We start from the raw sequence: 20,674 nt of genomic DNA, 5'->3' as shown, positions 1-20,674 counted from the left end.
AGCTACTAATATTTAATACAACAACAATGATTTTACCAATTGTAGGATACGGTGATCCGGTTTTGAGAAAAGTAGGAACGGAAATTACAGCTGAATATCCTAATTTGAAAGAAACAATAGCCAATATGTATGAAACGATGTATAATGCATCCGGAGTAGGACTGGCAGCGCCGCAGATAGGACTGGCCATACGTTTATTTGTTATAGACGCAACACCTTTTAGTGACGATGAAGATTTAGAAGCTGATGAGCAAAAACAATTGAAAGGTTTTAAACGTACTTTTATTAATGCAAAAATTATCAAGGAAGAAGGGGAAGACTGGGCTTTTAACGAAGGTTGTTTAAGCATCCCTGATGTTCGTGAGGATGTATATCGTAAAGAAAGAGTAACTATCGAATACTGCGAAGAAGATTTTGTGATGAAAACCGAAGTTTTCGATGGTTTAGTAGCGCGTGTTATTCAGCACGAATATGATCATATTGAAGGAATTTTGTTTACCGATAAAATTTCTTCGTTAAAGAAACGTCTTATCAAAGGGAAACTAAAAAATATCATGGAAGGCAAAACTTTTCAGGATTACAGAATGCGTTTTTTTGGAAAAAAAAGCAGATAATCATTCTTTTTAAAAGTCTTTTTGGTATCGTTTTTGAGCAATAGCCAAACAATTATAAGAATTCTTAAATAATAATTATATAACATGAATTTAGAAAAAATATTAGCGATTTCAGGAAAACCGGGTTTATATGTTTTAAAAGTGCAAACACGCACCGGTTTTGTCGCAGAATCATTGGTTGACGGAAAAAAAATCACGGTAAACTTGAGAAGTAATGTAAGTTTGTTGTCTGAAATTTCAGTATATACTTATGAAGGTGAAAAACCGTTAAAAGAAGTAATGAACAGCATTGCTGAAAAAGAAAACAACGGTCCGGCTATTTCCCACAAAGAAGATGTAGCGGCTCAGGCAGCTTATTTTAAAGAAATTTTGCCAAATTATGACGAAGAAAGAGTATATGCTTCGGATATCAGGAAAATTTTAAACTGGTACAACACTTTACAAGCTAAAGGTTTGGTAACAACTGAAGAAGCTGTAGCCAAAGAAGTAGTGGAAGCAGTTACTGCAGAAGCAGAAGCTCCGGCAGAAAAACCAAAAAAATCTAAAAAAGTAGCAGAATAATTTTTGCTGAAATGTTATAAAATCCTGTGTTCTAAAGCGCTTAGAACACAGGATTTCTTATTTTTACACAAACTTCTTCTTATGAATACAAGACAAAATCAATTGCAGGCTTTTGAACAATTATTAGATATTATGGACGATTTGCGTGAAAAATGTCCCTGGGATAAAAAGCAAACTTTGCAAACGCTCCGGCATCTTACTATTGAAGAAACCTACGAATTAGGAGATGCCATTTTGGATAATGATTTAAATGAAGTTAAAAAAGAATTAGGCGATTTGTTGCTGCATATTGTTTTTTACGCCAAAATAGGCAGCGAAACCAAGGATTTTGATATTGCCGATGTTTGTAATGAGATTTGTGAAAAATTGATTCACCGTCATCCGCATATTTATGGTGATGTAGAAGTAAAAGATGAAGAAGAAGTCAAACAAAACTGGGAAAAACTCAAACTAAAAGAAGGAAAAAAATCCGTTTTGGAAGGCGTTCCCCGTAGTTTACCGGCCTTGGTTAAAGCTAGTCGCATTCAGGATAAGGTAAAAGGCGTAGGTTTTGACTGGGAAGAACCGCATCAGGTTTGGGATAAGGTTCAGGAAGAATTAGAAGAACTTCAGGTAGAAGTTAAGTCGGGAAATCAGGATGAAATAGAGGCCGAATTTGGCGATGTTTTGTTCTCCATGATTAATTATGCCCGTTTTTTAAAGGTTAATCCGGAAGACGCCTTAGAACGAACCAATAAAAAATTCATTAAACGCTTTCAGTATTTGGAAAGCAAAGCTGGCGAATTAGGAAAATCACTCTCTGATATGACTTTGGCGGAGATGGATGTTTTTTGGGAAGAAGCTAAAAAACTGTAGAAAGCAGAATTTAGATTTTTTTCACTGAAATGTTAAGTAAATCAACCAATCAAAATTTTATATTGAGTTTTTTCGGATGAATTTATTCCTGATTTTTCAAAAAGACTTTTGTACTTTTGATGAAAGCCTAATTTTATAAAAGGGACATTATTTAAAGATTCCACGTTAAAGAATATTGATTTTTTTACTAAAAAAAATTAAGCTGTGAATAATTACTAATTCCCTAAGACAGCTTGATTATGTTACATCGCTATCACCACTTAAATGCGGGGTTGGTGTCTGTTAAATATAGCATTTTTTTAAATTTCTCTTTAATCATTCTATTGTTTTTTGCTAATTTTAGTTTTCAAAATTCAATTTTTAAAGCTAACAATAGTCCGTAAATCCTATAATCAGATATAAAGTAGATTTAATTTTTTATATCTAAATATTTTTTTACACACATGAAAAAAATTAGTTGCCTCGTTCTCGTCTTTACCATTATTCCTTTTTTGGCGTTCAGCCAAATTAAAAATCGCGTTTTTTTACCTAAATACGAAGCTTTATTACATACTGCTTTAGAGAAATCCGGAGACAGAAAGGATTCTTTGCAGTATCTTTTAAATACCGTGCCGATGCATCATTATGAAGCAGCTTCTTTTCTTATTGCGTATATGCCGGAACGGGATTTAAAATCTTTATCCATTCCTTATATAAAAGATCAGCTTGATGGTGCGTATAAGGTTAAAAAAGAATTTTCATGGTGTGCTAAATTACCGGATTCTATTTTTTTAAATGAAGTGTTACCATATTATTGTTTTGATGAAAACAGAGATAACTGGAGAAATGATTTTTATTTAAAGTTTTCGCCATTAGTTAAAGATAGTAAAAACGTTAGGGAAGCGATTAAAGCGGTTACTGCTAACATCAGAAATGTTTTATCGGTTGATTATAATGTGAATCGCAGCATTGTAAATATCAGTCCGTTTCAATCTATAAAGGAAAAAATGGCTACCTGTACCGGACTTTCTTTTTTATTGGTGGATGCGTTCAGGTCAGTTGGAATTCCTGCTAGAATGGCGGGTACTCCTATGTGGACCAATATGAAAGGAAATCATAGCTGGGTAGAAGTATGGGTGAATGGGCAATGGTATTTTACTGAATATTATCCGGAGGATTTGAATAAAAGTTGGTTTTTAGCCGATGCTGGAAGAGCTGATATTTCCAATCCAAGACACTGGATTTATGCTTCTTCTTATAAACCGAAAGAAACTTATTTTAGATTAGAATGGGATACACTTTCTACAGCTATTCATGCCGAAAATGTGACGCAACGTTACATTGATTTATATGAAAAAGAGAAAGTCTTAGAAAATCTAAAACCCGATGAGGTTTGGATTAGTTTACAACTTTACAAATCGAATAAAAAATTACAACGGATTTCTGAAAAAGTTGCTATAGTTCAAGAAGGAAAAGAATTGGATTTTGGGTTTTCTCCTTCGCCTATAGACGATTTAAATAAGTTTCTAAAGTTTAAAGTAACAAAAAATAATACGTACCAATTTGTTTATTTAGATAATAACGGAAAAGAAAAACGCAGTAATATTACTGTGAAAGATAAAGAAGAACTATTTGATTTGTACCAAGAGTAGTCAGTTGAGATAAAAAAATGAGGCTGTCAGAAAAGTAATTTTCGAACAGCCTCTTTCGTTTCTTATACTGATTCAGTTAACTTTTATTTTTCATCACCAACTGTTTCCAAAGCAACCATTTCTTGTTTTGAAGTGTTGTTCCAAGGGCCATGATTTTTGTAAGCCGGTCCTGTTAATTGTTGTCTTTCAGAACCTGTAGTTTGCACCAGAACCAAATTTTCTTTAGAAGTGATTTTTCCTGGCTTTTGGTTTTTGTATGCAGGTCCCTGAAGAGCTACTTTATTACTTTCTGAATATACTTTTGTTGGCACGGCTTTGTGCATCCAGGATTTAAAATTTTTAAAAGCCGGACCTTTTAAATCATTTTGTTTTACATTATTTTTTTCTTGTGCAAAGGCGCTTAAGGAAATTACTAAGAATCCTAAAATTAATGCTATTTTTTTCATGACTATTACTTTTTTATTGTTTTATACAAAATTACATTCAGTAACAGGCTTTTAGGGTTATGTGAATTTACTCAATTCGCATCCGTATTTATACGGATATTGTTGTTTTGTTGCGATTAGATGAAATTATTAAAAACGTCAGTTCGATTGTTTTTTGTATAATCCCGACACTTCGGGACGGAACAAAAAATGTCCCGATAGTTATCGGGACGAGAACCGTTTTCGACACTAAATTTTCTTGTTCTCGATACAATCCCGTCCAAAAACGGGATTACTCGAACTGACGAAAATTTAATGTTGGAAAACAATTTTACCCAAGAGTGTATTTTTAATAGATTAAATTAAATTCATTTTTGCTGCTTTTTTAATGAGTTCGGCGGTGTTTTTTACCTCTAACTTTTTCAAAATATTAGCGCGATGGGTTTCTATGGTACGGGAACTCACAAATAATTTTGTGGCAATTTCTTTTGTGGTTAAGCCCTTGGCAATTAAGCCTAAAACTTCGGTTTCTTTATTGGACAAAATATTCTCACTGATGCTTTGTTCCGACATAAAGTTGATCATTTTTTCTGAAATTTCAGCACTAAAATATTTTTTCCCCTTATGAATACTTCTGATTGCTAAGATTAATTCAGCTTCATCGGTATTTTTTAGCAGGTAGCCGTAAGCGCCCATTTTTGCACATTTAGCAATATAATTTCCATCATCGTGCATGGAAATTACAATAGGTTTTATGTTGGAATTTAAGGTTTTTAACTGTTTTAAAACTTCAAAACCATCCCTATTGGGCATGGTGATGTCCAGTAATACAATATCAGCATCAAATTGACTCTTTACAAGCTCCATAAATTCCACACCATCCCCAACACTTTTCACGATTTGGATGTCGTCATGTTTTCTTAGCAGCTCAGCGAGTCCGTTTCTAAAAAGCTCATGATCATCGGCTATTATTAGTTTAATTTCTGTCATAATTCTATAGGTAATTCAATTTCAAAACTGCTGTTTCCTGAATTTGCATTGATGATAATGGTACCATTGCAAATTTCTACACGTTCTCTGATGTTAATAATTCCTAAACCTAATTTAACGGTATTGATATCAAACCCAATTCCATCATCAAAATAAAACAGAGAGATAAATTCGTCAAATTCTGAAAGGGTAATTCGAATGTTTTTTGCTTTAGCATGTTTTAAAGAATTATTAATTAATTCCTGGCAAATTCTAAAAAGATTAATCGCCTGTTGGTTGGTAATATTAGAACCTTCCTGACGGGTTAAATCTTCATATTCAATAATTACCGTTGTCGATTTTTTCAGACTTTCGATAAAATTTGTCAGGGTAACACCAATTCCAAAATCGTCTATAGAAGCCGGCATCAAGGCATTGGACATCAGTCTGATTTCAGAAATAGTAGCATCTACTATTTTTTTCATTTCTGTTTTTTTAACTTCATTTTCCACTCTGTTTTCAATGTAGTGTTTCAAAGAAGTTAAATACGGACCCACACCATCATGAAGCTCGCGCGCCAGGCGGCGTCTTTCATTTTCTAAACCGTTTACTAACATTCGTTTGGATTGTATTCGGGTATTTTCTTCCTTATTTCTAAACTCAATGAGCTTGTCTCTCATTGTCAAAAGGCTTTTTCCCAATAAATCATTCGGACTTTTAGGTTTAAAATCGGTATTTAAATTCATTTTACCAATGTCATCCGAGAATTTTACCGCGCCTTGCAAAGAAGCTTTCAAATTGTCTAACGCATCAAACATTTCTTTGATTTCGCTGGAATTTTTGATAAATTGATTGGTTTGATTATAGTCACCTTCCGCCATAATTCGGAGGCTTTTTTGCATATTCTTAATAGGATTGGTAATAATTCGTATCAAAAAAAGAGAAAGCATCACCGCCAGTAAAAATATGGCAAGCGTTAAAAAAAGAAGTCTTTCCTTCAACTCTTGTAACGGAATTGTAACTTCATCGACATCCATTTCAGAAAGGATAACCAATTTTAAATTCCGAATTTTGATGAGGCTGTACACGCTATACACATCAATTCCCCTGTAATCTTTAAAAACACCTCTGCCGTTTATTCCTTTAAATGCATTGTTCACCCCTTTCGTTTTTACAGTTATGGTGTAAGGAATTTTATTGGGATAAAAACGGGATTGCGAACGCATCCGGAAATCTTCGCCCACCAGATAAGATTCACCACTGTCGCCCATACCGGTGCGTTCCAGAAGTATATTTCTGATTTTGTTGTAATCTAAAATTTTAATTATTGTACCCCTTTTCGAATGGGAGATAAAAGCAATGGTTGTTTTTTTAGCTTTATGGTAAGGAGTCAAATCGTAAATTCCGGTACTGTTTTTAATGCTGTCCGGAAGTTTTAATAGGGAAGTGTCAATATTTTGGTTGTGCCAATCCGAAGCTTCGAATCGTTCCCATTCTGATTTTAATAAATGTTCAATCTGGTTTTGTTTGAGTGTTTTAATCGAATTCAATTGCAGCAAAATACGATCGTTCAACACATCCGAAAACTGCTGATAAGACGAAAAAGACAATAATCCAATGACCAATGCGATTAAACTATTAATGATAATCAGGATTAGTGTTTTGATGTGCATGTTTTTCCTTTTTTTAATTGATGTAAATATACTTGGTTTGCCGATTTAAAAGAAACTTTAAAGCATCAGTTCGGCTGAATTTTCCGGAAATACTGAATCATTGATTGGATTTAACCGCAAACTTGTCCTGCTGACGAAGGAAGTTTTTATTGAACCATAAAAAAATGATGGCACGCAGATTCGGCAGATTTTTTTTTATTTTCTGCGTAAATCTGCGTAAATCTCTATGAATCTGCGTGAAAATGAATATGAATATGAAGTTTTTAGTCTTAATGCTATTGATTTGACTTTTTATAAGTGAAATTTTCAAGATTAATACTTTCTCACAATCTTGTCATGCTGACGAAGGAAGCATCTCATCAAGATTTTTTAGTTTACCGCATTACAAATGCTACGATTTGTTTTTTAATGTAAGTTGGCACTCGTTGCAAACGAGCGCCAGAGAGGGAAAAAATCGCACGCAGATTTGGCAGATTTTTTTATCATTTTCTGCGCAAATCTGCATAAATCTGCGTGAAAATAAAATAATTAAATTCCTTAAATTTAATGACATGAGGTTATAGGGAAAGTAAAAAATGTATCGTTATGATTTTCTCACAAAGGTGTCAGAAACCAAATCTGACAGGTTTTATAAACCTGTCAGATTTAATATAGGTTACAAGATTTTTTAGTGTACCGCATTACAAATGCTACGATTTGTCTTTTATTGTAAGTAGACACTCGTTGCAAACGAGCGCCAGTGGGAGTATTGTTTTTCATGTACCGCTTTGTAAACGATAGCCATTAAGTGTTAAAAATCTATTTTTAAACTAAGTGAAGCTTGTTTTTTAAAAGCTACATCATAGCCTTGAGGAAAAAGTATATTTTGATTGTCAATGCTTATGGCTACAGCTAATTTTTTGTTTTTTGAAGCATTCACAAAGCAAGGAATACTTGCCAGAGACACAACACCTCCTCCAATAGCAATATAGGCTCCGGTAAAATCAAAATCGAATCCTGAACCATAAGACGTTTGGTTTGAATTGCTTAATTGGACAAGACCGCCAATAGCAGCTAATCCTAAACCGCTTCCCAGTATCATCCAGGCTGTCTTTTTTTGTTTTTTACTTTTTTCTAAATAATAATCTTTTGAAAGTGGAGTAGTTGGTGTTTGACCAAATGAATTTAGAATGAAAAACACCATCGATAGCGAAAGTAGCATTTTTTTCATGACCTAAATAATTAATGCCTACTCTTTCAATATGCAGTTTTCGGCTACTCTGATGTATTTATTTTCCGAATTTCCCAAAAAAAATAAGGACTTGAATACAAGTAGTAAATTAATGAAAAAAACGATACGGAGCTGTTTTTTAGTTGATTAAGTTGTTGATTAGCAGTTCGCCCTTTTTCTGTTCGTATTTTTAAGTATTATTTATTTAGGAATTTTTCAATCATTGGAATTACAAGCTCACTTTCCTTAAAATCAGCTGTTATTGTTGTAATTTCTCCAATATATTGTCCGTGTCCACCCGGAATTATTGCTAATTCAGCGTTTTCAATTTGTCTGTGCAATTCAATAGCGTGTTCCGGAGTGATAATGTCTTTGTCGCCAATAATGATTAAAGTAGGTGCTTTAATAGATTTAATTTGCTCGTCCGGAATGTCTTTGAAGTTTAGCATTCTCTTGGCATCTCTGTCGTGCATAACTTGTAAACCATTGGCATCTGCGGCTACTTTTTTGTAGCCCACTTTTAAAAGTTCGGGCATGTTTTCCAATTTGGCATTTTCCATAAATTCCCAAAACCATTCAGGAACTCCGTTTCGCTTGGCAAGTGCTGAAGCTAAAATTATTTTGTTAACTGCTTCAGGGTGGCGAATAGCGATTTGTAATGTAGTTGTCCCACCATTGCTAAAGCCCAAAAAGTCTGCTTTAGCAATGTTTAAATTTTTAAGAAATTTGGCAACATCGTCTGCGTCCTGTTCAAATGATAGGTCCGCATTTCGGTCATTTGTACGTCCGTGAGCCTGAAGTTCAACAGCAATTACTTGTCTGTTTTTAGCAAGTAGCGGAATGATTTTCTCAAAATTGGTCAGAATTGTTGAACCACCACCGTGAATTAAAACAATAGGCTTTCCCTGTCCGTGGATTTCATAATACATTTTCAGACCATTCACTTCAGAATATCCATTTTTAAAAGTCAAACTGTTGCTTCTTGCTGTCATATTTTAGCTGTATTTTCTGTTTTGTTGTTGCATGAAGCCAACGTAAAAATCGTCAACACTAAATAGCGCAATACAAAAATAAGAATATTTCTTACATACACAAAAACAGCCGCTTTTAAAGCGGCTGTAAATTGATACTATTTATTTTATGTCCCGAGATTTCGGAACTACAATCTGGCAATCTTTTCTTTCCAACCCTGATAACCATTAGTTGGTAAATCATTAGTTGTGTTGGCTAAAACCTGCTCTGTCTGTGCTTTGTTAATTGTAGCAAGTTGGGAGATACTCTCATAAACACCACTTTTTAATCCCGATAGATAAGCAGCTCCTAAGGCAGAAACATCAGGATTGCGTTGTTTGTTCAATGGAATACCCAGCAAATCAGCCAGAAAGTGAATCACAAATTCGTTTTTGGTCATACCTCCATTGACTGAAATGGATTTTAAAGCCGCCTGCATGTCTTGTTCCATGGCCTGCACCACATCCTTAATTTGGTACGGAATACTTTCCAGAGCAGCTCTCACGATATGATTTTTAGTAGTGCCAAAAGTCATGCCTTCAATAGAGGCTTTTCGGCTCATTTGCCAGTGTGGTGCGCCTAATCCGCTAAAGGCAGGAATCAGATACACGCCGGCATTGTCAGCAATTGCTGTTGCCATAGCCTCGGTTTCAGAAGGAGAAGAGAACAATTGCAATTCGTTTTTTAGCCATTCAATCGTAGAACCACAGGAAACAATAGCGCCTTCCAAAGCATAATCTACACGGTCTTTGGTACTCCAGCAAATCGTGGTCAACATTCCGGAATTGGATAAAACGGCTTTGTTGCCAATGTTCATCATAATCGAACTTCCGGTTCCTAAAGTGACTTTGGCAGTTCCTTTTTCAAAACAACCTTCCCCAAAAGTCGCCGCATGCGAATCGCCAATTAAGGCCGTCATCGGGATGGAGAAAAATTCTTTTAAATTTAAAATAGAGCCCCAGTCGATGGTCGCAAAATGATGCGAAGAAGGGCAGGCCAAGGGCAAATTCAAATTAGATAATCCCCATTTTTCCAGGATTTCGCTGTCCCATTCTAAACTATGAATATTAAACAGTAAGGTTCTTGATGCATTGGTATAGTCGGTTTTGAATTGGGCTCCATGCGTCAATTTGTACAAAATCCAACAATCAACAGTTCCAAAATACACTTCGCTATTGCTTACTTTTTGCTTTAAATCGGCGTCATTTTCCAGTAGCCAAAGTAATTTGGTTCCGGAAAAATAAGGGTCTAACAACAAACCTGTTTTGGCTTTGATCCAATCGTTTTGTCCTTTTGCTATCAACTCATTACAAACGCCAATCGAACGTTTGCAGGCCCAAACCACAGCTGGAGCCAGCGGTTTTCCGTTTTCGTCCCAAAGCACAAAAGTTTCTCTCTGATTGCTGATACCGCAGGAAACAATATCCTGAATGTCAAAGCCTTTTTGGGTGAAATCCTTTAAACATGCGGTTACCGAATCCAGTACGTTTTGATAAATGTCTTCCGGATTTTGCTCCACAAAACCATTGTCAAAATAATTGGTTTTTAAGTCCACGCAGCCTTTGGCAGCAGCCTGACCTGATTCGTCAAAAAGTATGGTTTTGGTACTGCTCGTGCCCTGGTCTATGGCAAGTATATATTTTTTCATTTGTATAATTTGACAAGAAGCTTTTTTTAAAACCATTAAGAAATTAAGAAAATTTAGGTTTAATACTTCTTAATTTCTTAATGGTAAATTATTACACCTCCCTAACCCTCCTCAAGGAGGGAGTTGTGACTTGAAAACCTGAGCGGTTCCCCTCTTGAGAGGGGTTAGGGGTGTGTTATTTGTTCTATTATTTTAAACTTAGGTTGTTTTTTAGATTTACTTATTTTTCTGATTCATTTTATCAATAATCACCGCTAATAAAATTACGATACCTTTTACAACCTGTTGCCAAAAAGGCGAAACATCCAGTAAAACCAATCCGTTGTTCAGGACTCCGATGATGATGGCACCAATAACAGTTCCGGTAACGGTTCCTACACCGCCGGAAAGGGAAGTCCCTCCGATAACTACCGCTGCGATAGAATCCAGTTCGTAACTCATACCGGCATTAGGTTGGGCCGAGTTTAATCTGGAAGTAACCAAAACTCCGCCAACAGCTGCCATCATTCCGGCAATTCCGTAAACTGCCAGTTTGATTTTATTGATATTAATTCCCGATAAAAAAGCGGCTTTTTCATTTCCACCAATAGCATAAATATAGCGTCCGAAAGCGGTTTTATTGGTTAGAAAGACCACAATTAAAACTATAATCAGCGAAATCCAAACCGGAACAGGAATGCCTAAAATCCAGCCTGAACCGATAAATTCGAATTTTGGACCTAAGTTTGAAATCGGAATTCCTTCGGTATATAACATGGTCAAACCGCGGGCAATGGTAAGCATTGCCAAGGTTGCGACAAAGGGCGGAATGGCAAATTTGGTAATGACCCAGCCATTGAATAAACCCAGCAGCATACCGATAAGCATGGCGGCCAAAATAGCGCCTAAAACCGTAAATCCTACAAATAAATCTAAGGATTCAAAGGAAAGTCCGCTTTTTAATAAACCGGCACAAACGGCTGCCGAAAGTCCTAAAACCGAACCTACGGATAAGTCAATTCCGGCCATCAAAACCACTAAAGTCATTCCGACCGAAATGCACACATTCACAGAAATTTGTCGCAAGACATTCCAAAGATTGGTGCTGGTCATGAATTTGTCTGAAAGCAGACTAATGAATAAACACAGGAGAAATAAGGCAATCAATGATTGCGATTTTTTGATAATCGGGTGGTTAATAGCTATGTTCATAATTATTCAGGTAAGGCTGATTTTAATAATTTGTCTTCGTTGGCTTCTGCGGCTAAATAGGAAGCTTTGATTTTTCCTTCGGCCATGACTAAAATCCGATCCGAAAGCGCGAGGATTTCGGGAATTTCAGAGGAAACTAAAAGAATACTCATTTGGTTGGCTGCGAGCTCTTTTATCAGATTGTAAATTTCGTTTTTGGCATTAATATCAATACCGCGTGTTGGCTCATCCATCATTAAAATTTGCGGATTGGTTGCGAGCCATTTTGCCAAAACTACTTTTTGCTGGTTTCCGCCGCTCAGGTTTTGGCACAATTGCGTTTCGGAAGGTGTTTTAATGCGTAGTTTTTCAATATAATCTTTGGCGGAAGCCTTATCTTTTGTATTGTTCAAAAGTCCTAAAGCCTTTAAATTCGTCAGGCTGATATTGGACGAAATATCCATTCCTAAAACCAAACCTTCGGTTTTGCGGTCTTCGGTTACAAAAGCCAGTCCGTTTTCGATAGCGCTTTTTGGTTTTTTATGAATGCTTTGGCAGCCATTAATTTCGATATCAAATTCGCTGTTGGCAGGATGCATCCCAAAAATAGTTTCCAAGAGTTCCGTTCTTCCGGCGCCCATCAGACCAAAAATCCCCAGAATTTCTCCTTTTTTTAATTCAAAAGAAATGTCCTGAAGTAATTTTCGACTTTTATTATTCGGATTGATGAGGTTGAGGTTATTTACTTTTAAAATAGCATCTTCAAAATGGTTTTCGGAAGTTTTCTTTTCGATAAGCACTTCACGACCTACCATTTTCCGAATCAAATCCTGTTCGGTAGTGGCTTTCATTTCGCCGGCATCGATGGTATTTCCGTCTCTTAAAACGGTGTAACGTTCGGCAATGCGGAACAATTCGTCCATTTTATGGGAAATATACACGATGGTTTTATTTTCGGTTTTTAACTGGGCGATGATGCGGTGTAAATTGTCAATTTCCTTATCACTCAGGGCCGAGGTAGGTTCGTCCATCAAAATTATTTCGGCATTGGACAATAACGCTTTGGCAATTTCTACCAATTGCTGTTCGCCCACTTTTAGTTTTTGTACCAAGGTTTTCGGGCTGACGTGCAATTGTATTTTATCGAAAATAATTTGGGCTTCGGCTTCCATTTTTGGGGTATCCAAAAGTCCGAAAGCGGTTTTGATTTCTCTTCCTAAAAATAAGTTTTGGGTTACATTCAATTCCGGAATCAGGTTTAATTCCTGATGAATAATAGCAATTCCGGCATTTTGTGCTTCTTTGATATTTGAAAAGCGAACGGTTTCTCCGTCTAATTTAATTTCGCCTTCGTATTCGGTATATTCGCCGGTAAGGATTTTTAACAGCGTCGATTTACCCGCACCGTTTTCTCCTAAAATAGCGTTCACCTGAGCCGGGTAAAATTTAAAATTTACCTGATTCAGCACTTTTACGCCCGGGAATTCTTTGGATATATTAACTGCTTCTAACAACTTACTGACGTTTTATTTGAGATGGAATTACGGTAATGTCTTTGAATAAACTTTGTTTTTTGCTCAGTTTGATGGCTCCCGAAAAGGAAACACTGTCGCCAATGCCTACTTTTTTGATTTCATTCGGGATGACCTCGTTTCGGATGATATCATTTATGGATTCGGAAACTTTGTTAAACTGCGCATTGGTTTTAAAATCGGTTAGTTTTACCAAACCGGAAGCATCACGGATGGCGTTTCCGAAAATGTATTTGGTATCAATATAAATCACGCCGTTTTTTGCATCAGCAATGGTGTACAATCCGTCTTTGATGTCGATGATTTTTCCGGTACTCTGAATCATAAAATAAGCTGAATTTCCTATTCCCAAACGGTTTCCGTATTTTTTGAAAGCTGTTTCCGGATTGCTTTGTACCATGGCTATTAAATCCGTCAGGGCAATATTTTTTTTGCTTTTTAAAATGCCTTTGTAATAAATGGAATCGGCGTAAGCCTTGAAATTAAAATCTTCTTTGTTAGCGTTTTTAACATCGCTTAATTTTTTGAAATAAACCGAATTATAGCCCAAAACTGCCAGCAGTAAAAGAACTAAAAGAATTACATACTTTTTTTTCATGCTTAATAGTCTTTAATGTTTGACGCGTTGACCAACTCAACTTCAACCGGAACTCTTTGCGGAAAAATGCGTCTTCCTTTAAAGTATTCATCGGCATATTGTGCTGCTGTTTCGGCCATTACTTTCGGGAATTGCATGCCGGTAGCTACAATTTTCTTTTCACGGATTTTTTCAATGACATCGCTGGCTCCGTCAAAACCGAAAATTTTAACTTTATACGCTTTTCCGGCTGCCTGTAAGGCCTGGAAAGCGCCCATAGCCATGGCATCGTTGCCACAAAAAACGGCATCAATGTCCGGATTAGCCTGCATGATAGTTTCTAATACTTCCATGGCTTTGTTACGGTCGAAATTGCCACTTTGTTGTGCTACCATTTTCAAATTTGGGAATTTATCCACCACTGAATGAAATCCGCCCGAACGTGCCCAGGTGTTGTTGTCGCCCACTAAGCCTAGTATTTCCACATAATTTCCTTTTTCTTTCAATTCTTTCACAAACTCAATTCCGATAGAAACACAGCCAGAATAATTGTCCGAAAGAATTTGGCTGGTAGCCGCATCATCGGCATTGATTTCACGATCCATACAAAAAACCGGGATTCCGGCCGTTTTGGCTTTCAGAACATTCGAAATAGAACCGTCAGAATCGGTTGGGTTCAATAAAATGGCATCGTAACCTGAGGAAATCAAATTTTCAAAATTGTCTGATTCTACCGCCGGATTGTTTTGCGAATCAAATATTTTGGCTTCATAGCCTAATTTTTCAGCATTTTTTGCTGCCGATTCGGCCAGCATTACAAACCAGGGATTGTTGAGAGTAGATACTACAACTGCTATTTTAGGTTTTTCGTTTTTGTCTTTTGAAGAACAGCCAAACACTAAAATCAAAGTCAGGAGGAGCAGCGAAAGCTGTTTTATTTTCATAGCTAACTTTTTATTGGTTTTCAATGGTCTTGGTTGGTTAATATTGGTTTATACTTTTGTAGCAATTTGTTTTTGATGATCATTTTTGTCAGTTCGAGTGATTTTTTTCCGAAGGAAAGCGTAGGGAAGAAAATAGTATCGAGAACAAGAAAAATGTCATTAAAAACGGTTCTCGTCCCGATAGCTATCGGGACATTTTTTGTTCCGTTGCACTACACAAAAAATACTCGAACTGACGTTTTTACTAATTTTAATCACGTTTTATTATGTTTAACGCGGTGTTTTTTAATCCTTCAGCTGAGATACCATAATGGTTGAATATTTCAATTTGTGAACCCGAAACCGTGTGGTCGTCCGGTAAGCCTACAATTTTAAATTTATTGCTAAAACCATTTTGGAACAATAAAGAAGCCACAGCTTCGCCTAAACCGCCGTAAATGGAATGTTCTTCAACGGTAATAATTGGTTTTCCGTTGGCTGCTGAAGCTAATAAAAGTTCGTTATCTAATGGTTTTATTGTATGAATACTCACAATTTTACAGGAAATATTGTGTTCTTTTTTCAATAATTTAGCAGCTTCTACACAAGGTAAAACGGCTTCTCCGGTAGCCACAAAAGTTAAATCAGTTCCTTCCTGAATAACGCGTCCTTTCCCGATTTTGAAATCTGTCGTATTGGAACTTAGGTTTACCGGCATGGTTTTTTTACCGAAACGCAGGTAAACCGGACTTTTCATTTCGGCGGCTGCTTTAATGGCTTCGGCGGTTTCAAAATTATCGGCAGGAGCCACAACAGTGATGTTATTTATAGCTCTCAAAACCGCATAATCGTGCAAACTGTGGTGGGTAGTTCCCAAAGCTCCGTAGCTCACTCCGGCACTGATTCCTATTAATTTTACCGGATTGTCTGAATAAGCGACGTCGTTTTTTATTTGTTCCAAAGCTCTGGCGGTCAGGAAGCAGGCAGGGGAGACCGCAAAGGCCTTTTTGCCCATGCTGGCTAATCCGGTGGCAACACCTACCAGATTTTGCTCGGCAATACCCACTTCTACAATTTGTTCCGGATATTTTTGACCAAAAGGCACTAGTTTTCCCGAGCCACGAGAATCGCTAGTTACGACCATTATATCTTTATCGCTGGCAGCTAAATTTTGAAGTACTTCTGAAAAAACTTCTAAATTAGCTGTTGCAGTTGTTTTTGTTTCTTCCATTATTCCTTAGTTTCAAGTTCTTGTAATTGCTTGTCTAATTCATCCATAGCCAGTTGGTATTGCTCTTCCGAAGGTACGCCGTGGTGCCATTTCAGGACATTTTCCATATAGCTGATTCCTTTTCCTTTGGTGGTATGCGCTATGATAAAGCTTGGTTTTCCTTTTTCCAATGGCAGTCCTTTCAGGGTTTGAGAGAGTTTTTCAATATTATGTCCGTCTACATGTTTTACGGCCCAGCCAAAGGATTCCAGTTTTTTATCGATAGGTTCTAAACCTAATACATCTTCATTGGCTGCGGTAATTTGGAGTTTGTTGTAATCTAAAATCGCGCAAAGGTTATCCAGATTGTAATGAGCTGCAAACATCATCGCTTCCCAATTGGAACCTTCTGCCATTTCACCATCCCCTAAAATGGTGAAAACTTTTACCGGAGAATTGTCTTTTTTGGCAGCTAATGCTGTTCCGGCACAAATAGGCAAACCATGTCCTAATCCGCCGGTGTTTTGTTCAATTCCCGGGATGGATTTGGTAGGATGCCCAATGTAAGGAGAGTTATATTGGCACAATGTCAATAAATCTTTCTCAGGAAAGAATCCTTTGTCGGCCAAAACCACATACAAAGCTTCGACGCTATGACCTTTACTTTGTATGAATCGGTCTCTGTCGTTCGAGTGAAAATTTTCCGGAGAAACATTCATCACATCGTTGTACAATACATTCAGAATATCTAAAATAGACAAACTTCCTCCTGTATGACCCGCTTTCGCATTATAGATGTATTTGAGCACTTTTTTTCTGTTCTCAAGGGATTTTCGTTGTAATTCAGCTATATGCATGTTGATTGTTTTTAGTGTTTGTAAACTTCCCAACCCATGTAGTTTCCTAGTGCTTCTTCCAGAATGGCAGCTGTTTTGGAAGCATTCATTACTACGTGGTGTTCGAAACCGTTTTTGCAAACGTATTGCATTAATCCTTGTAAATCAGGAATTTGAGCTACGGCTCGGTTACCAAAAGTATTGAGTTCGTCGTTGGTCAATTCGCCTTCGCCAATGTACACTTTGATAATTCCTTTTGGGTCATCGGTACTGATGCGGCCATAAGTTAATGGCATGGCTGGCGTTCTTCCGTCCAAAGCCCCATAAGTGTTTTCAACCCCAACAGAAGTTCCTAAAATTGGTGCATTACTCAATTGAATATCCGGCAAGAAAGATTTTGCCCAGTTGCCACAGTGGAAAAGCACACATTTTTCAGGATCGTTGGCGTAGTTGTTGTTCCAGTCCACCAAAGCACTTGGCGACCCCGAAGCCAATTGCATCGCATACATACTCAAAGTTCCTGTTACGTCCACTTCGCAGGCACTTGGCAACATGTTTTCGCTCATGATACTCATGCTGGTACATACGTTACAACCGTAATTTTGCTGTAAAGAAGTCCAACATTGGATAGCAGTAGCATCAAGGGCGTATTCTTCCATGTATTCTTTTAAAACCACATCCAGTTTGGCAATTTGAATCATCGCCTCGTTTGGAGTTTTGCCCTGAGCCACGTAGGCATTGATGGATTCTAAATGTGCTTTTACTTTGGCGTCCTCAGCGGTTAATTTATTGGCTTTTCCTAAGATTTCAGATAAGTCGAAAGTGGTTACGCTGATACCGTGTCTTTGTAATATTTTTTCAGAATAACGAACGGTGTTAAAAGCACCCGGTCTGGCGCCGATTGCACCGATGCGAACATTACGCATCCCTTTTACCACACGACAAACGGCAGTGAAATCCAATAAGTCTTTTTGGAAAATTGGGTCAGAAGGGCTCATGACATGCTGGCTTGTCAATGAGTATTTGATACCGTACTGGTATAAGTTGTTGCAAACCGAAATTTTTCCACACCAGGAATCACGACGGTTGACTACGTTCATTTTAGTCAATTCATCCGGATAGGCCTGAATTAAAACCGGAACATTTAAATTGGCTAATTTCAAAGTGTCGGCAACACCTTTTTCGTCTCCGAAATTAGGAAGCAACACCAGTACTCCCATAATTTCTTCCTGGTGTTTTTTGAATAAATCCGCGCATTTTTGTGCTTCTTTATAGGTTTCGACACCGCCCAGTTTGGTAGCGTTGCTGTCTAATAAAATAGGTTTGATGTTTAATTTTTCAAACACTTCAATGATTTCAATTCTCGCTTTTTCTACTAAACTGTCCGGGAAAAAATCTCTGTTTCCTATAATTACTCCTAATGTTGATGTTGCCATTTTTATGAATTCTTTAGTTTTATTTTTTAATTTTTTTGTTTTTATTTCAATCAGGAAACAATGACTTCTATTTCATTGTCTCTGAATACTTCTTTGTGTTTTTCTTCGATGTTACCATCGGTAATGATGTAATCAATTAGGGATAAGGCACCCAAACTGGCTAAAGCACTTTTGCCAATTTTAGTGCTGTCGGCTACCAAATAAGTGACCTCGGCTGCTTCAATCATGGCTTTTTTTACTACTAAATCGCTGATACTTGGGTAGGTAAGTCCTGATTTAAGTGATATTCCCGCTGTAGCCAAAAATAATTTTTGCACATTTAAGCCTTTGAAGAAGTCGGCGGCTTTTTGACCGGTTAAGGATAATGTAGGCGGTTTGAATTCGCCTCCTGTCATAATCACTTCAATGTCAGGGTCGGTACCTAACAGTAAAGCAATGTTTAACGCATTGGTAATTACTGTTAATTGCTTGTTTCCTTTAAGTTTTTTTGCAATTTCAGTGGTTGTCGAACCGGAATCCAGAATGATGGTGTCTCCGTTTTCAATAAATTCCAGACATTTTTGAGCGATTGCCGATTTTTGTTCTAAATTTTCCTGACGCTGAAGCGAAAAGCTTCTTACCTGATCTTCAACGTTTTTGATGCTTGCTCCTCCGTGTTCTTTTAAAATTAGCCCCTCACTTTCTAATTTTTCAAGGTCCTGACGGATGGTAACTTCAGTAACTTTGAATAAACGCGCTAAATCGATAACCTTAGCAAAACCGTCTTCTTTTAATAAATCGAGTATTTTTTCTCTTCGTTGATTCGGTAACATTTTTTATGTATTGTTTTTTTGTGTTAGTGAAAAACAAATATAAAAGAAAATAAACGAAAGAAAAAGAAAATAAAAGTTAATTTTTGATAGAGTGAGCTAAATTTTAAGAATCCATTTTATTATTCGAAAAAATAATCAGGTTTTGTTGATGGATTGTTATCGAATAATTGAGAATAACAGGTCGCTCCTACGGAGCTAAAAACCCGAAAAACCCTCTATTTCTATAAACAGAAAGTCCCGATGGGACTTTGACTAACTCCGTTAAGAGTGAAATGTTTGTAGAAAAAAAGAATCGATGTAAAGAAAGCTCCATAGGAGCGAGCTGTTTCAAGGTGTTGTCAGTTAACAAATGTTTCTCTTAAAGTTTCTTTGACTTTTGTGATTTCTTTTTCAGTCAAATTTCCCAGTATTTTAATTATTCTTTGCCTGTCAATCGTTCTGATTTGATCTAAAACTATCCAGCCTTTTTTCTTCTCGGGATTGATTTCAACCCTGGTTGGATAAGTTTTGGAACTACTGGTCATAGGTGCGATGACAATTGTCTGCAAATACTTATTCATTTCGTTTGGCGAAATTATAACGCTTGGACGCGTTTTCTTCATTTTGCTTCCAATTGTTGGATCGAGATTTACCAGAACGATTTGATATTGCTTTAAATCCATTCTTCAAGATTTTCGTCTTCAAATACATCATCAATCAGCAATTTATCATCGCTATTTTCATGCATTTTTTTAAATGATTTATCCCAACCAGTTCTGGGTTTTGATTTTGGTTTTAAAATGATATAACCTTTTTCTAAAATAAGCTCCACTTTATCTGTGATATTGTATTTTTCAAGTAAAGTTTTTGATAATCTTATTCCTTTTGAGTTTCCTATTGCTATAACTGAAACATCCATAACTATATTTTTTTTGTAAGTACAAGGCTATTACTTTATTTTGAAGTTTCTAATTGTGAATGAAGTTTTTACAATGGCATTGATATATTTTTTTAAGAATTATTTTTTAGTGAACCGCGTTGCAAACGCTACGATTTATCTATTTATGTAAGTAGGCACTCGATGTAATCGAGCGCCAGTGGTGGGCAAAAAGGGAACTATAAAATGGATTGTCGTTTTAATAAAGATGAAATTGTTTCAAGAATAAAATTAATTTCAACTTATTCAAACTATATTTCTCTCTACAATTTAGACGCTATTGAACTTATTGATAAAGTAGAAAACTTAGAAATTCCGAATACTATTTTTTATTTTGATCCACCATATTATTTAAAGGCAGAATCATTATACATGAACCATTACAATGATTTAAATCATATATTGTTGAGTGATAAAATAAAAAAATTTGAAAATTCAAAATGGATTGTGTCATATGATGACCATGAATTTATTGAAAAATTATATTGTAATTATGGAATGAAAAAATATAGTTTTAATCATTCAGCATTCGAGTCGAGAGAAGGAAAAGAATTACTGTTTTTTAGTGAAAGCTTAATACTACCTCTTATGGATAATTTTATACCTACTAGTTTTAAATTAAAAAAGACTAAAGAAAGAAAATAAATTATATATCAATAATTTAT

At 36.3% G+C, this 20,674-nt stretch carries 21 protein-coding genes; 5 read left to right on the top strand and 16 right to left on the bottom strand.

Going from position 1 to position 20,674, the window contains the following annotated elements; translation table 11 throughout:
• Positions 1-26 precede the first annotated feature (26 nt).
• The 4 genes from def (at position 27) to H599_RS0109350 (ending at position 3,661) form a co-directional block, all read left to right on the top strand.
• Positions 27-614 carry a peptide deformylase gene (gene def, locus H599_RS0109370; protein WP_026713899.1) on the top strand — a complete coding sequence of 196 codons (588 nt, stop codon included), beginning with the start codon at positions 27-29 and terminating at the stop codon, positions 612-614.
• Between the two features lie 84 nt (positions 615-698).
• Positions 699-1,175 carry a DUF5606 family protein gene (locus H599_RS0109365; protein ID WP_026713898.1) on the top strand — a complete coding sequence of 159 codons (477 nt, stop codon included), beginning with the start codon at positions 699-701 and terminating at the stop codon, positions 1,173-1,175.
• A gap of 81 nt (positions 1,176-1,256) precedes the next feature.
• Entirely contained in the window at positions 1,257-2,030 is a 774-nt protein-coding gene (mazG, locus tag H599_RS0109360) for a nucleoside triphosphate pyrophosphohydrolase (RefSeq protein ID WP_026713897.1), read from the top strand.
• Positions 2,031-2,473: 443 nt separating this feature from the next.
• Entirely contained in the window at positions 2,474-3,661 is a 1,188-nt protein-coding gene (locus H599_RS0109350; protein WP_026713896.1) for a transglutaminase-like domain-containing protein, read from the top strand.
• Positions 3,662-3,744: 83 nt separating this feature from the next.
• Here the strand turns inward: H599_RS0109350 and H599_RS0109345 are convergent, their stop codons facing one another.
• From H599_RS0109345 to H599_RS0109270, 16 genes are all read right to left on the bottom strand, one after another.
• Positions 3,745-4,107 carry a hypothetical protein gene (locus tag H599_RS0109345; protein ID WP_026713895.1) on the bottom strand — a complete coding sequence of 121 codons (363 nt, stop codon included), beginning with the start codon at positions 4,105-4,107 and terminating at the stop codon, positions 3,745-3,747.
• A gap of 336 nt (positions 4,108-4,443) precedes the next feature.
• Entirely contained in the window at positions 4,444-5,076 is a 633-nt protein-coding gene (locus H599_RS0109340) for a response regulator (RefSeq protein WP_026713894.1), read from the bottom strand.
• Entirely contained in the window at positions 5,073-6,728 is a 1,656-nt protein-coding gene (locus tag H599_RS0109335) for a sensor histidine kinase (protein WP_026713893.1), read from the bottom strand. Before H599_RS0109335 ends, H599_RS0109340 begins: the two co-directional genes overlap by 4 nt.
• Positions 6,729-7,518: 790 nt before the next feature.
• Positions 7,519-7,938 (bottom strand): hypothetical protein, encoded by a 420-nt coding sequence (locus H599_RS0109330; protein ID WP_155960767.1) that lies wholly within the window; start codon positions 7,936-7,938, stop codon positions 7,519-7,521.
• A 197-nt stretch (positions 7,939-8,135) separates the two neighbouring features.
• The gene (locus H599_RS0109325; RefSeq protein WP_026713891.1) at positions 8,136-8,930 is read right to left on the bottom strand and encodes an alpha/beta fold hydrolase; all 795 of its coding nucleotides are present in this window, start codon (positions 8,928-8,930) and stop codon (positions 8,136-8,138) included.
• A 167-nt stretch (positions 8,931-9,097) separates the two neighbouring features.
• A complete protein-coding gene (locus H599_RS0109320; protein WP_035141395.1) occupies positions 9,098-10,597 on the bottom strand; it encodes an FGGY family carbohydrate kinase in 1,500 nt (499 codons plus the stop codon).
• A 216-nt stretch (positions 10,598-10,813) separates the two neighbouring features.
• The gene (locus H599_RS0109315; RefSeq protein WP_026713889.1) at positions 10,814-11,788 is read right to left on the bottom strand and encodes an ABC transporter permease; all 975 of its coding nucleotides are present in this window, start codon (positions 11,786-11,788) and stop codon (positions 10,814-10,816) included.
• A gap of 2 nt (positions 11,789-11,790) precedes the next feature.
• Entirely contained in the window at positions 11,791-13,281 is a 1,491-nt protein-coding gene (locus H599_RS0109310) for a sugar ABC transporter ATP-binding protein (protein WP_026713888.1), read from the bottom strand.
• 1 nt (position 13,282) lies between these two features.
• The gene (locus H599_RS0109305) at positions 13,283-13,897 is read right to left on the bottom strand and encodes a DUF2291 domain-containing protein (protein WP_026713887.1); all 615 of its coding nucleotides are present in this window, start codon (positions 13,895-13,897) and stop codon (positions 13,283-13,285) included.
• A gap of 2 nt (positions 13,898-13,899) precedes the next feature.
• Positions 13,900-14,820 (bottom strand): D-ribose ABC transporter substrate-binding protein, encoded by a 921-nt coding sequence (locus tag H599_RS0109300; RefSeq protein ID WP_026713886.1) that lies wholly within the window; start codon positions 14,818-14,820, stop codon positions 13,900-13,902.
• Positions 14,821-15,070: 250 nt separating this feature from the next.
• Complete coding sequence (locus H599_RS0109295) at positions 15,071-16,030, bottom strand: transketolase family protein (RefSeq protein ID WP_026713885.1); 960 nt, start codon at positions 16,028-16,030, stop codon at positions 15,071-15,073.
• Entirely contained in the window at positions 16,030-16,866 is an 837-nt protein-coding gene (locus tag H599_RS0109290) for a transketolase (protein ID WP_026713884.1), read from the bottom strand. The genes H599_RS0109295 and H599_RS0109290 overlap by 1 nt, the downstream gene beginning before the upstream one ends.
• Before the next feature lie 11 nt (positions 16,867-16,877).
• Entirely contained in the window at positions 16,878-18,281 is a 1,404-nt protein-coding gene (locus H599_RS0109285) for an L-fucose/L-arabinose isomerase family protein (RefSeq protein ID WP_035141388.1), read from the bottom strand.
• A 50-nt stretch (positions 18,282-18,331) separates the two neighbouring features.
• Positions 18,332-19,093, bottom strand: coding sequence for a DeoR/GlpR family DNA-binding transcription regulator (locus H599_RS0109280; protein WP_026713882.1), 762 nt, complete (start codon positions 19,091-19,093; stop codon positions 18,332-18,334).
• Positions 19,094-19,431: 338 nt separating this feature from the next.
• Positions 19,432-19,755 (bottom strand): type II toxin-antitoxin system PemK/MazF family toxin, encoded by a 324-nt coding sequence (locus tag H599_RS0109275; protein ID WP_026713881.1) that lies wholly within the window; start codon positions 19,753-19,755, stop codon positions 19,432-19,434.
• Entirely contained in the window at positions 19,746-19,991 is a 246-nt protein-coding gene (locus H599_RS0109270) for an AbrB/MazE/SpoVT family DNA-binding domain-containing protein (RefSeq protein WP_026713880.1), read from the bottom strand. Before H599_RS0109270 ends, H599_RS0109275 begins: the two co-directional genes overlap by 10 nt.
• A 204-nt stretch (positions 19,992-20,195) precedes the next feature.
• On the opposite strand from H599_RS0109270, the gene H599_RS19420 reads away from it, so the two are divergent.
• On the top strand, positions 20,196-20,654 hold the full coding sequence (locus H599_RS19420) for a DNA adenine methylase (RefSeq protein WP_051590694.1): 459 nt from the start codon (positions 20,196-20,198) through the stop codon (positions 20,652-20,654).
• Positions 20,655-20,674: the final 20 nt, after the last annotated feature.

The organism is Flavobacterium daejeonense DSM 17708, assembly GCF_000425425.1.
In the GTDB taxonomy this organism is placed as follows: Bacteria; Bacteroidota; Bacteroidia; order Flavobacteriales; family Flavobacteriaceae; genus Flavobacterium; species Flavobacterium daejeonense.
This window is presented reverse-complemented; position numbering and strand designations above follow the sequence as displayed.

Excerpts from the sequence above, each read along its gene's own strand:
- H599_RS0109315 (WP_026713889.1), bottom strand. The coding sequence starts at position 11,788 with ATGAACATAGCTATTAACCACCCGATTATCAAAAAATCGCAATCATTG.
- H599_RS0109285 (WP_035141388.1), bottom strand. The coding sequence starts at position 18,281 with ATGGCAACATCAACATTAGGAGTAATTATAGGAAACAGAGATTTTTTC.
- H599_RS19420 (WP_051590694.1), top strand. The coding sequence starts at position 20,196 with ATGGATTGTCGTTTTAATAAAGATGAAATTGTTTCAAGAATAAAATTA.
- H599_RS0109365 (WP_026713898.1), top strand. The coding sequence starts at position 699 with ATGAATTTAGAAAAAATATTAGCGATTTCAGGAAAACCGGGTTTATAT.
- H599_RS0109270 (WP_026713880.1), bottom strand. The coding sequence starts at position 19,991 with ATGGATGTTTCAGTTATAGCAATAGGAAACTCAAAAGGAATAAGATTA.
- H599_RS0109350 (WP_026713896.1), top strand. The coding sequence starts at position 2,474 with ATGAAAAAAATTAGTTGCCTCGTTCTCGTCTTTACCATTATTCCTTTT.
- H599_RS0109345 (WP_026713895.1), bottom strand. The coding sequence starts at position 4,107 with ATGAAAAAAATAGCATTAATTTTAGGATTCTTAGTAATTTCCTTAAGC.
- H599_RS0109330 (WP_155960767.1), bottom strand. The coding sequence starts at position 7,938 with ATGAAAAAAATGCTACTTTCGCTATCGATGGTGTTTTTCATTCTAAAT.
- H599_RS0109295 (WP_026713885.1), bottom strand. The coding sequence starts at position 16,030 with ATGGAAGAAACAAAAACAACTGCAACAGCTAATTTAGAAGTTTTTTCA.
- mazG (WP_026713897.1), top strand. The coding sequence starts at position 1,257 with ATGAATACAAGACAAAATCAATTGCAGGCTTTTGAACAATTATTAGAT.
- H599_RS0109290 (WP_026713884.1), bottom strand. The coding sequence starts at position 16,866 with ATGCATATAGCTGAATTACAACGAAAATCCCTTGAGAACAGAAAAAAA.
- H599_RS0109320 (WP_035141395.1), bottom strand. The coding sequence starts at position 10,597 with ATGAAAAAATATATACTTGCCATAGACCAGGGCACGAGCAGTACCAAA.
- H599_RS0109275 (WP_026713881.1), bottom strand. The coding sequence starts at position 19,755 with ATGGATTTAAAGCAATATCAAATCGTTCTGGTAAATCTCGATCCAACA.
- def (WP_026713899.1), top strand. The coding sequence starts at position 27 with ATGATTTTACCAATTGTAGGATACGGTGATCCGGTTTTGAGAAAAGTA.
- H599_RS0109335 (WP_026713893.1), bottom strand. The coding sequence starts at position 6,728 with ATGCACATCAAAACACTAATCCTGATTATCATTAATAGTTTAATCGCA.
- H599_RS0109280 (WP_026713882.1), bottom strand. The coding sequence starts at position 19,093 with ATGTTACCGAATCAACGAAGAGAAAAAATACTCGATTTATTAAAAGAA.
- H599_RS0109325 (WP_026713891.1), bottom strand. The coding sequence starts at position 8,930 with ATGACAGCAAGAAGCAACAGTTTGACTTTTAAAAATGGATATTCTGAA.
- H599_RS0109300 (WP_026713886.1), bottom strand. The coding sequence starts at position 14,820 with ATGAAAATAAAACAGCTTTCGCTGCTCCTCCTGACTTTGATTTTAGTG.
- H599_RS0109305 (WP_026713887.1), bottom strand. The coding sequence starts at position 13,897 with ATGAAAAAAAAGTATGTAATTCTTTTAGTTCTTTTACTGCTGGCAGTT.
- H599_RS0109340 (WP_026713894.1), bottom strand. The coding sequence starts at position 5,076 with ATGACAGAAATTAAACTAATAATAGCCGATGATCATGAGCTTTTTAGA.